The following is an 11928-nucleotide window of genomic DNA, read 5'->3' as shown; positions in this document are numbered from 1 at the left end:
TAATTGGATGGGTGTAGGTGCTTGTTCGCTGTTTCCATTCTTATCATGATCGATAACGTCAAAGATTTCCAACGTGTCTATATTCATTACAATCTCTAATCCTACCATCGTTGAACTCCTCTCAAATAGATTTTTAAGCGAACAAAAAAGAGAACAGATTTCTCCGTTCTCCTAAAATATAAAAGCGTTTGATTTTCTAAAAACTCTTACCACTTACTGAGTCTGAAAACAAAGTTCCAGACTCATTTAATAGTAAAGCTTCAGAAACTCCTGTTTAAGGGTGTCTTCTTGCTTTTGGTTTTTTGCCATGCAGATTTCTCTTGGCTTGTTTCAATGCTGTAATGACATCTTTGACATCTTCTTGGCTCGCTCCTGGATCTTTAAGGAGTTCCTGTGCCTCTTTAAAAGTTAAAAGATAAGCTGCTTTTTCTTTCTTGTCTGCATAGATAAATCTCGCGTTCTTTTCTTGGAAAAGGCGTTCATCCTTGACCAGTTTCTTCAGACTAGAGAAGTCAGTAGCTTTGCCATTTAGTTTACTTTTAGCTGTAGCTAGGGCAATAAGAGATTGGTCAATTTGATCTTGTTTGACTTTAGGGTCCACAGCGAGTAAGGCAATTTCTTGGAAGGCACGATCATAAGCTCGACGTACTTTTTCCTTGGCATTAGCATAACGTCCAGTTTTAGTCGTTGCATAGTATACTTTCATAGCTTCTTTCAAGGCTGTAACGTTCGAATCTTTTCCATCCAAAGCTTTACCAGCAGCCTCAAGACTAGCGAGAACGCCATCAATCAATTCTTGCTTCAACTTGCTTGACAAGGCTGACTGTGCCACTTGGAAAGCTTGGTCATAAGCTTTTCTCTTATCTGCACTACTATTAAAGTAACGAGACATTTCTACCAGTTCTTTTTGTTGATTTACCGCAGCAATCAAGGCTAACTTAGACACAACAGATAGACGCAAAGCATTATTTCGACCTGGCTGAACGAGCAAGGAAACGAGATTTTCAAGGAGTTCATATCCAGTTGGCAAGGTGACTTGTACAGTATAACGACCTGTAGCAACTTTCTTACCAAAGGCGTATTGACCGTATTTTTCAGCAGGAAGAGTGATACTTGTCCCATCTTCTCCTTTCAGAACCACTGTAGTCGTCTTTGGAACTGCTTGGTTGAAGGAAACAGATACCGGTGCATATTCTAAGAGATTTGCTAGGAAGGTAATGGTTTGGAAACTATTTTCTTCCGTCAAGTCAAACTCTTGGGACAAGGCACTGATAAATTTTAATTCTGTTCGGTCATAACTGAAAATTTCTGCTGTATAATGACCAAACTGTAAGAAATGAATCGCTTTTGTCTTGTCAACATCGACATATTGTCCCTTGCTATTTTTGATTCGATAGACGTATAGGGTATCAATATCTTGGTTTGTTTTCGCATCCTTCAAGGCGATTTTCACTCGACCACTATTTTGATCGCGCACAAGTTCAGCAAGTGAGATATAGTCTACATTTCCTGCATAGTCCTCTACAAGATAGTAAATATTAGCCTTGTCAACATCCTTAGGAAGTGTATAACTACCGTCAGCATTGGCCTTAATCAGATGGGTGTTCTCAAGCGCACGAGTTCCAGACTGGTCTTTCCCAGTTAGAACCATGGTCCCTTTCTGGTCAAATGGTGTGATATAGAAGACTTTTTCTGAAAGAATACCACCTTGACCCACATCTTTTGGTTTGCGAGCTACGAATTCTTGGTTTCCATCTTTAAAGCGAATATAACCACTTGTGATGACAGGTTTTTGAGTATCAATTTGAATTTTGAAGGTCGTGTATTGTTCTTTAGCTCCTGGAACGTCTGGTGTATAACTGATAACATAGTCATATAAACCATCCGCAACAGTATTCCCATCAAAATCCTGGCCTCTCCAAGCAGTATTATCTAGAATATAACTCTTCAGATTTCTACTGTCACCATCAAAATAATTCTTACGAAGATCCTTTGCATCGCCCTCCCAAATAGGATGTTCATGCTTAGTATCCGTAGCCGCATAAACTGTAGCCCGAAGATTTACAAGATTTCTCAAAGCAACCGTTTTGTATTCAACTAGGTCTTTGTTTCCATCATCATTTGGAGAAATGGCAATACGGACATTCCCTTTTTCGTCCAACTGAAGAACTTGCTTACCTTCAGCATTTTGTTCAATCCCAAGAACGGTAATTCGGCGTCCTTGGCGTTGACCTTTAGAAACTAGAAGGTCATTTTGCAAGGTTGCTAGATAGGTAGCATCATTAGAGTAGTTAACGGCAGGATTTTCCTTGTCTACTTCTGTGTAAAATCCATTTTTCCCTTCTCGGACAAGATTGTAAATTGGTTTTTCAACAGCAGGGAGATTTTGGAATTCTCCTCGGAAGCCCATAAATGCAAGACTCACAACATCCCCATCATCTGCTGGATCTACAAATCGAACAAAACCTTCAAGGAAATAGCCATTTGGCATTTGTTTGCTGAGTTCAGCAGCAAATTTTCGAGCATCCACTTTAACAGTGACTGTTTGACTGCTGTGGGCTTTGACTGTCACTTCAGGCCAGACTGTCTCCGTTAGTTTTCGAGGTCGAAGGGTGAATTTTCCATCTTGGACCTCGTCTGTATTGGTATTCACTACCATCTTGAGAGTACGGTCAGTATCTGAAATATTGTGTACAGTAACCTTAAAAGTAAATTGGTCTCCAACATTTCCCAAAGTCACACTTGGATAACCATTTTCACCCGTTACATAGAGGTCTGTTGACACTGCAGCAGCTGTATCCACAATACCAGAACCTTGCTGACGAGGAGAGGTATAAGTGCCTGTGTCCTTATTAACATGTGGTTTTGCAGTTGACATGATCAAGGCCTTGACAGTCTCGGATACTTGCTCAGGAGTCAATTCTGGATGGTGTTTTTGAAGGTATTCCTTAACCAAAACTGCAACACCCGTAACGTGAGGAGCCGCCATACTGGTTCCGCTGATACTACCATAGGTATTGTCATTAAAGGATGAGTAGATATTGCCACCAGGAGCTGTTACGTCTGGTTTCAATTGTCCATCGGTGGTCACTCCCCAACTTGAAAAGTCAGATAGCTGATTGGCTACATCGGATGGGCGATTATCCATCTTGTCATTAAAAACAATCTTGTAGTTTCCTGATTTTAAGGCTTCACCATACTGTTTAGAAATAAATACAGAAGGAATTTTCTTTGCTTCATCATCAATAGCCATATTGATGTTTGCACCTTCTACATTATTGTAGATCAAAGCACCAACTGCACCGTGTTTTCGTGCATTTTTGATCTTCTCTGAAAAATTCATAGCTCCACGCTGAATGAGGGCAAGTTTCCCAGTTAAATCCAACTTCGCAAAGTCTTCTTCACGACCTAACCCTGCTTCGACATATTCATACTCTTTTCCCTTTTCAAAATCCTTATCTGCCTCAGGTTGATTATAATCAAATTTTCCGTTATGAAGGCCGGCATTTCCCTCTAGACCTTTGACTTCAAAAACCGCTGTTGTCAATGTTTTGTTGTTGACAGAAGCAACTGAAATTGAGTCTTCAACAGTGGATGGATTTCCAACCAAGCCATAGTCTGGGTTTTCGGCTAGCGGTTTTGAATAACCATTTCCGAATGTATTGCTATTTCCTGCTGAGATAAGGACAGATACTCCCTTGGCACGAGCCCGTTTGATGGCATCCACAATATCAGAACCAGCATCTACCATAGAACCAGTGCTAGATCCCAAACTCATATTAATGGCATCTGCTCCCAAGGCAACTGCATCATCAATCGCCTTTACATAAAGAGCCGAACTTGTCGTCTTTTGGCGATCTGAAAAGACACGCATAAACATGACTTGGGCTTCTGGTGCAACACCATAGACCTTTTCCCCATTTGGTGCTTCTTTATCAGGGTTTCCAGCTGCAATCCCTGTTACGTGCATCCCATGAGAAGTTCTTTCTGCTTCTTTGATCTTATCTGTTCCGTCAAAGTAGTCATAGGCATAGACAACCTTATCGCTATACCATTTACCGTAGTCGATTCCAGCAGCCTTTTTAGCTGCTTCGATGGCTTCCTTGTTTTTAAATTTTGCTTTTGACGGGTCTGAAATTCGAAGAACCTCATGATTCAAATCAAGCCCAGAGTCAATTATGGCAACAACCGTCCCTGTCCCCTTGTAACCAGCCTTCCAAGTTTTCGGTACTGTGATGATATCATTGCTTGAAAGACTATTGGGTTTTGCAGACTCAGCTTTTTCTTGTTCTTTTTCAGTAGTTGCTGTTTCTCCAGTAGTTTTAGGAGCTGTCGTTGCTTGAGCCTCTTTTTTCTCTATGGTAGAAGCCTTCTCAGTAGCAGGCGCTGGACTGGCATCTACTATTGTTTCTTTTTGGACGACACCTTGGTCTACTTCATTTGCAACTGCGCTATCTTTTCCTGAGCCTTGGGCTTCAGCAGTTTTATCAACTGGAGCTTCTACCTTAGCATCTTGTTTACTAGCATTCTCTTTAGAAGTTTCAGCTTCTTGTTTCTCTCCAACTACTGGAGCTATCCCATTAGCGGTAGTTAAGTCAGTCGCAGAGTTTGAGTGTTTATCATCTTTTAGCTCTGTCTTGATTTCCTGAGTTTGGGCTTGATTTTCACCTGTACTCTGCTCATTGGCACTGACTTGACTTGCTCCAAAAACCAAAGCAGTTCCCAATAAAACTGAAGCAAGACCAAATTTGTATTTCCGTAATGAAAAACGTTGTCGTCTATTCATAAACAATCTCCTTTTATTTAAATTATACCTATTATAGCGCAAATAATCACAAATTTTCATAAAAATCTGAATTGTCACAAAAATGTAATATTTACGTATATATTTTACTTGTTTAATTTTATTATTCGTGTTATTTGCTCTATCAAACCAATGTTTTCTAAATTTGTTCCTATATTTCAACCCATAAAATTATTTCATTATACAAACAATTTAGATTTTTTATACACAAAAAGACTAGGATTTAAAATTCCTAGTCTTTGTTATTTCGGTATAAATAGATTTTACAAACTAAAAATCCATCTCATCCACACGTGGTGCGCCCGAAGTCACTAAAATTGTCTTTAAAACTTCTCGCTCGTCATTGCTGAGTTCAATTCCAAAACAGTCAAGATTGCTCTGGATGCGAGAGGCTGTCACTGACTTAGGTAGAGGTAAAAATCCTTCTGCCAAACTCCAAGCCAAGGCGATTTGAGCCACTGATTTCCCATACTTAGCAGCAATTTCTTGGACTTCTTTCTGTTCAAACAGCTCCCCTTGCCCAAATGGTCCCCATGCCTCTAGGAGAATTCCTTTCTCTCTACAGTAGTCAACCACTTCCTCTTGATAAACTCCTGGTGCCAAGCGCACCTGATTAACCGCTGGAATGACTCTTGCTGTCTCAAGCAAGGCATCCAAATGCTTGGGAAGGAAATTACTAACGCCGATAGCACGGATTTTGCCTTCTTGGTAAAGATCCTCCATCGCTCTCCAGACTTCAGCATTGCGAGTTTTCCATGCCTCATTTTCTCTTAGTGGTTTTGGATTTGGCCAATGGATAAGGTACAAATCTAGATAATCCAATCCCAGTTTTTCCATTGATTCTTCAAATGCTTGGCGAGTTTCATCATAGCTGTGATTGGTATTCCAAAGTTTGGTCGTTACAAAGATTTCTTGTCGTGGAATACCGCTATCTCGAATAGCACGACCAACACTCTCCTCATTTTTATAGATAGCTGCAGTATCGATATGACGGTAACCAGCCTTTAAGGCTTCTAAAACGGCTTGATATGCTACCTCTCCATTTTCAGCTTTCCATGTTCCAAATCCTAGAACAGGAATTGAAATTTCATTATTAAGGGTGTAAGATTTCATCGTTTTTCCTTTCTATGTGAAGAAAATCTAAAGAAACAAAACCCGATTAACAGAGGCATGTCTCTTTAGATTTTGAAGATTATTGATCACGGTCATAATACATTTCGTGAGCTTTCAAGCGAGAATTGAGCAATTCGGGAACAGTCACAAATGTATACCCTTCACCCTTTAAATACTCAATGACACTTGGTAGGGAATTAACAGAAGGACCATGGATATCATGCATGAGTATGATGGAACCATTGCGAACCTGACGCTGTATCTCTGTCAAAATGGCTGTCTCATTTTTACTCTTCCAGTCCAAACTATCCACATCCCACATGATGAAGCTTAAATCAAGGCCATTTCGAATATCATCAGTGATGGCACCATAAGGTGGGCGCATGAGTTTAGAACTCGAACCTAGAACTTGGGTTAACAAATCTTCTGTATCAGTGATTTGTTTTTTAGCATCTTCGAGCGAAAGTTGTGAAAGAACGGGATGACTCCAGCTGTGGTTTCCTACAACATGACCTTCTGATTTCATTCTTTTTAGAAGTGTTTCATTACCTGCAATGTTTTTACCAAGTACAAAGAAGGTTGCTTTTACACCATATTTAGCTAAAGTATCCAAAGCCTGCGTGGTTGTAGTAGGATTTGGACCATCGTCAAAGGTCAAGGCTACAACTTTTTTATTTTTCTTAGCAAAGTAAGCTTGGTAAAGTTCAGCATCCTTTTCTAATAGATAAGAAGACTCAATGACATCAAAGAAACTGGATATTGGCAAAGCAATTTCCTCAACAGTCTCTCCAGGATTAGCAGGATAAAGGATGATTTGACTATCCTTATAATCAAAGCTCCAAGATGTTAATTCTTGGTCTGTGAAGCTCTTTATAACTTGATCAATTTTTGCCTGGTCAAGTTTCTTATCTTCTAGAGTTGATTTGATTTGATTCAGTAAGAGTTCCTTAGCCTTGCTTGCATCTTTGAAGAGTTTACTGAGGTCAAAATCTTTCCCGTCTTCAGTCAAGAAAATTTTCCCTAAAGAAGTCTTTTCTTTTTCCTCAACCTTTGATGCAGACAAATCATAGACTTGCTTGCTGATATTACGAGCAACAACTCCCTTTAAGACTGGATCCAACTGCTCAGTATAATAAAAAACCAAATCCCCTTTATCTTCCAGCTTTTCTTTGATATCCTGGTTGATTTTTTCTCTAATAGACGCAATGACTTCCTCTCCTTGCAGAGGGTAGTAGGCAATCACCTCAGCTTGACCTTTTCGGAAATGGTCCTTCTGACTACCTGAGCTGAATTGCTGGTCCTTTTCGCTTTTTAGCGCTTCAATTTTTTGTTCGTAAGATTGCTTTTGTAGTAGCTTATAACCAATAGCACTCCCTAATAGAATCGTAGCAATTCCTAAGATTCCAACAAGGGAAAGCAATAGCCTTCTCGTTTTATCGTGAGAAACACGTTTCGCTCTATTTTTTTTCATATTTCCATCATATCAAATAGAGGCTATTATTTCAATGATAAACAGGGATTCTGTCTTTTTTTAGGAAAATAAAAAAGCTTAGAGATCTTCTAAGCTTCTATTTTTAAAAACGAATCGCTTCACGTGTTTTTTCATATGAAGTTACAAAACGGTTTGTAACCCCTGGTTCAGCAACTTCCAAAGCTTGTGAAATTTTTTCAAATGATGCCTGGTAGTCAAACTCTTTTTCAAAAATTTCAAGCGCCTCGTTGAAGGCCTCTTGGATACGCTCATCAAATGAACGGTAACGGTTTGAGTATTGCAAGAGTTGCTCAGTCAAGGTTGCATATTGAACGATATCATAGGTTTCTGTTTCAAGTGCTTCCATATCATTTGTTGCGACTTCAAGAATTCGTTTAACCGATTCAATATTCACTTGTGGTTGTTCTAACTCTGCCATCAGATCTTCTGTGTTATGACTTGCAGTAAAGAAAAGTTTCAAGAAACTTTGAGGAATACCTGGCAAGTTTCTCTTCTCCATGTAACGTTTGATAGTATGCAAACGGTTCACATAGACATTTGCTTTTTGGCGAGCATTGAGGTCGTCTTTTTCGATTTGCGCAAGTCGTTCGCTAACAGAGATTTGCTCATCCTCAATATCCTTGAGGTTGCTTTGAAGCATTTCCAACTGTTCTTCAAGAGCCGAGTAGGCTTGTGTTGACTCACCTTGATCCTCTGTCACTTCCATGATTGCTGTATCAAGTGCAGCCAATTCTGCTTGAAGACGACGAACATGATTTCCATCACTTTCAGGAAGAAGGTAGGTTTTAGTCAAGCGTTCAAGATCTTGAACAAGCACCTGATTATTTTCTTTCAAGTGGTTGAGATAAGTTGGTAATGTCGAAAGAAGACTTTCAACCACTTTTTGAGCTGCAATTTCACGAGTGAAGATATCATAAAGTGCGTTGATTTCTTCTTGAATGCGATTATTTTCATACTCTGCATTGTCCAATTCCAACTGACGAATATTTTCTTGATTATTTTTCAAAGATTCATGCAAAAGTTGGAAACGTGACTCAATGTCTGTTTCAGTAAAGTGGTAGTTGGCATCCAACAGCTTACGATAGCCTTCTTCCAAATCTGCCAATTGTTCTGGCAGTTCCTTTGTCAAGGTTTCAACAAGAGCTGGAATTCGATCAACGATGTGTGTCAAAGCGAGAATATGATTTTCAGTATCATCTAAGATTGCTGCGGCTTCAACTGGGTCACCTGATGAGTTCAAGGTAACAAATTGAGAAAATTCAGATTGGATGTTTTCCAATTGTTTCTCAATCTCAGGAAGGGCCTTACCATATTTCTCCGAATCTTCTGCAACGGTATGTTGAAGGGATTCAAACAAGTCCAAGGCATGAAGGACACGGCCACTATTCTTAGATTCTTGTTTTTCAAGATCAGAAAGGGCATTGCGAATAGCTGCAATATCTTCTTCAATCAAGCCGATTTGGCTTTCAATTTGATCAATCTTGTGAGCAGCTTTGAAAAAACGGAAAGAATTGTTGTAGCTTTCAGCTTCAAAAAGATGATTCTCAATATCAGCAAATGAGTTTAGAGATAAATCAACCCATTTTTGGTTCCATTCACGGAAGGTTACCTGACTTTGACCAATCAAGTGCATGTTTTTAACGGCTTCAACCTCATCATTTACAGGAAGGTTGTAGAGTTCTTCTTTTCTTTCTTCAAGGGCCGTTAATCTGCTTACATTACGCTTACGTAAAAAGAGGGCTGTTACATAAGCTAAGATCAGAATGACTGCAATCGCAACCATTAGATAAATTAGTTGTCCATTAGACATATCAAACTCCTTTTATACTAGAAACAATCGTAATGATTATATCATATTTTTTAAACCAAGGGAACTATTTCCCACATTTTTTAGACGTCAAGTGTACTGTAAACAGCGTTTTCTTCGATAAATTCGCGACGAGGTTCTACTCGGTCCCCCATCAACATATCAAAGATCTTATCTGCTTCGGCAGCATCATCTACCGAAACACGCGCCATCAAGCGATGTTCAGGATCCATGGTTGTTTCCCACAATTGGTGGTCATCCATTTCTCCTAAACCTTTATAACGTTGGATGGTTGGTTTTGAACGCCCTTCACTATGACGTGCTAAGGCTTCTTGGAGTTTAATTTCTTGATCCGCACCAGGCTGGATGTATTCTTTGATCTCACTTCCAACTTTTACTCCGTAAATTGGCGGTTGGGCAATGTAGACATATCCAGCTTCTAGAATTGGTTTCATATAGCGGTAAATCAGAGTCAGTAAGAGTGTTCGAATGTGGGCTCCATCAACATCGGCATCGGTCATCAAAACGAGTTTTTGGTAACGAGCCTTAGTGACATCAAATTCTGCACCAAATCCTGTTCCCATGGCTGTGAAGAGACTTCGAATTTCTTCGTTGGCAAGGATTTTATCCATGCTAGCTTTTTCAACGTTCAAGATCTTACCACGAATTGGCAAGATAGCTTGGAATTCACGATTACGACCAGATTTGGCTGATCCACCAGCTGAGTCTCCTTCGACGATGAAGAGTTCGGTTTCAGCAGGGTTGTTAGAAGAACAGTCTGCTAGCTTTCCTGGCAAATTGGAAATTTCCAAGCCAGATTTCTTGCGAGTGACTTCACGCGCACGCTTGGCAGCTACACGAGCCTTGGCAGCCAAGATTCCTTTTTCCACGATACGCTTGGCAATCTGTGGATTTTCCATGAGAAAATCAGAGAAGGCATCGCTGAAGAGGCGATTGGTGATCTTGACCACTTCACTGTTCCCCAGTTTGGTCTTGGTTTGTCCTTCAAACTGCGGATTAGGGTGCTTGACAGAGATAACTGCAGTCAAGCCTTCACGGACATCTTCCCCTGTTAGGTTATCTTCATTGTCTTTTAGTAGCTTATTCTTACGAGCATAATCATTGATAACACGTGTCAGCGCTGTACGGAAACCTTGCTCATGTGTTCCACCTTCATGGGTATGAATATTATTGGCGAAACTCATGACGTTTTCGTGGTAACCGGTTGTGTACTGCATGGCTACTTCAACTGTGATATCATCCATCTCACCGTCTGTGTAGATTGGTGTATCAAAGATCACATCCTTGTTCTCGTTGATATATTCAACATAGCTAGCAATCCCACCCTCATAGTGGTAATGTTTAGTCTGTTCAAGACCTTCACGCTTGTCTGTGATGGAGATTCGAAGACCTCGGTTCAAAAAGGCTAGTTCTTGAATACGTTTGTTTAATTTTTCAAAGTCAAAAGTTGTTGTTTCTGTAAAAATCTCTGGATCTGGTGTGAAGTGAACTGTTGTTCCCGTTTTATCCGTATCTCCAACCACCTCAAGATCAGCAACTACATGACCACGACGGTATTCTTGGTAATGAATCTTACCGTTTTTATGGACATGAACATCTAGTTGAGTTGAAAGAGCGTTTACTACTGATGACCCCACACCGTGCAATCCACCTGAGACCTTGTATCCGCCACCGCCGAATTTTCCTCCAGCGTGAAGGACTGTAAAGACGGTCTCAACAGCGGGACGTCCTGTCTTTTCCTGAATATCAACAGGAATTCCACGTCCATCATCCACAACGGTGATGGAGTTATCTGGCTCTATAAAGACTTGGATGTGGCTAGCAAACCCAGCTAGGGCTTCATCAATTGAGTTATCAACGATTTCCCATACTAGATGGTGAAGACCTTCTTTTGATGTCGATCCAATATACATACCTGGACGCATACGAACAGCTTCAAGTCCCTCCAAAACTTGAATTTGACTGGCATCATAATCCTGTGCCTGTTGATTTTTGATTTCTTCTGTCATTTTTTCCCTTTTCTTACATGTCTATTGCTTGTCTCAATGTCGCAACGTTATTAAAAAGATAGGCATCTAAGCCAGCAGCTTTACCTGCTTCTACATCAATATTTCTGTCACCAATGACCAAACCAGATGTAATATGATATTTATCACGTAAATAAATCATGGACTCAGGATCTGGTTTCCGTTTAAAGCCAGAACTAGCAGTCACCACCTCGGTGAAGTAGTTCGCTATCTGGGTCTTAGCAAGAAGTTCTAGTACTTGGTCATTTCGATGAGAAACCAAGAAATGGCGACCACCCTTGTCCGAAATGTCTTTGAGTAATTCTGGAATTCCCTCAAACAAAACTGGATGTTCTAGCTCACGCGCTTCATTTTCTTTGTAGTTCTCTAAAAAATCCTCGATATCTGGTGCAAACTTCTCGATGGCAAAAGCTGTCGAAACCTTCAAGGCTTCGTAGACACGGTCGTGTTCTTGCTCTATTCCATATTGGGCTAAGGTTTCTACAAAGGCTGCAGTAGAAGTCTCATAATTATCCAATAGGGTACCACCTAAATCCCATATATAGTCGTGATATTTCATACCCTTCATTATACCATTTTTTTATGAAAAAAGCGATGATTTCCTAGATTTTTCGGCTCTATAATTTCTATAGAGAGTAAAACACTATTGCATCTATGGAGCCTT

6 protein-coding genes are annotated in these 11928 nt (G+C 40.1%); all 6 read right to left on the bottom strand.

From position 1 onward, the window contains the following. Nucleotides 1-274 precede the first annotated feature (274 nt). The 6 genes from MK385_RS05475 to MK385_RS05450 all read right to left on the bottom strand — a co-directional run bounded on the left by MK385_RS05475 (nucleotide 275) and on the right by MK385_RS05450 (nucleotide 11823). Entirely contained in the window at nucleotides 275-4786 is a 4512-nt protein-coding gene (locus tag MK385_RS05475; RefSeq protein WP_268725490.1) for a S8 family serine peptidase, read from the bottom strand. A 288-nt stretch (nucleotides 4787-5074) separates the two neighbouring features. Continuing rightward, nucleotides 5075-5917 (bottom strand): aldo/keto reductase, encoded by an 843-nt coding sequence (locus MK385_RS05470; RefSeq protein WP_268725489.1) that lies wholly within the window; start codon nucleotides 5915-5917, stop codon nucleotides 5075-5077. 79 nt (nucleotides 5918-5996) lie between these two features. After that, entirely contained in the window at nucleotides 5997-7388 is a 1392-nt protein-coding gene (gene pgdA / locus MK385_RS05465) for a peptidoglycan-N-acetylglucosamine deacetylase PgdA (RefSeq protein ID WP_268725488.1), read from the bottom strand. A 103-nt stretch (nucleotides 7389-7491) separates the two neighbouring features. Beyond that, nucleotides 7492-9219, bottom strand: a complete 1728-nt coding sequence (ezrA, locus tag MK385_RS05460; protein ID WP_268725487.1) for a septation ring formation regulator EzrA — start codon at nucleotides 9217-9219, stop codon at nucleotides 7492-7494. Nucleotides 9220-9299: 80 nt separating this feature from the next. After that, nucleotides 9300-11246: a DNA topoisomerase (ATP-hydrolyzing) subunit B gene (gyrB, locus tag MK385_RS05455; RefSeq protein WP_000134074.1), complete on the bottom strand. Its 1947-nt coding sequence runs from the start codon at nucleotides 11244-11246 to the stop codon at nucleotides 9300-9302. 13 nt (nucleotides 11247-11259) lie between these two features. Next, the gene (locus tag MK385_RS05450) at nucleotides 11260-11823 is read right to left on the bottom strand and encodes an HAD-IA family hydrolase (protein WP_008278047.1); all 564 of its coding nucleotides are present in this window, start codon (nucleotides 11821-11823) and stop codon (nucleotides 11260-11262) included. Between the last annotated feature and the right edge of the window lie 105 nt (nucleotides 11824-11928).

The organism is Streptococcus oralis (assembly GCF_026782125.1).
GTDB lineage: Bacteria > Bacillota > Bacilli > Lactobacillales > Streptococcaceae > Streptococcus > Streptococcus oralis_CE.
Note: the sequence above shows the minus strand (reverse complement) of the source record. Positions and strands in the feature narration are given on the sequence as shown.

Bases quoted from the DNA above. Each gene is read 5' to 3' on its own strand.
- gyrB (WP_000134074.1), bottom strand. From the start codon at position 11,246: ATGACAGAAGAAATCAAAAATCAACAGGCACAGGATTATGATGCCAGT.
- MK385_RS05475 (WP_268725490.1), bottom strand. From the start codon at position 4,786: ATGAATAGACGACAACGTTTTTCATTACGGAAATACAAATTTGGTCTT.
- MK385_RS05470 (WP_268725489.1), bottom strand. From the start codon at position 5,917: ATGAAATCTTACACCCTTAATAATGAAATTTCAATTCCTGTTCTAGGA.
- MK385_RS05450 (WP_008278047.1), bottom strand. From the start codon at position 11,823: ATGAAATATCACGACTATATATGGGATTTAGGTGGTACCCTATTGGAT.
- pgdA (WP_268725488.1), bottom strand. From the start codon at position 7,388: ATGAAAAAAAATAGAGCGAAACGTGTTTCTCACGATAAAACGAGAAGG.
- ezrA (WP_268725487.1), bottom strand. From the start codon at position 9,219: ATGTCTAATGGACAACTAATTTATCTAATGGTTGCGATTGCAGTCATT.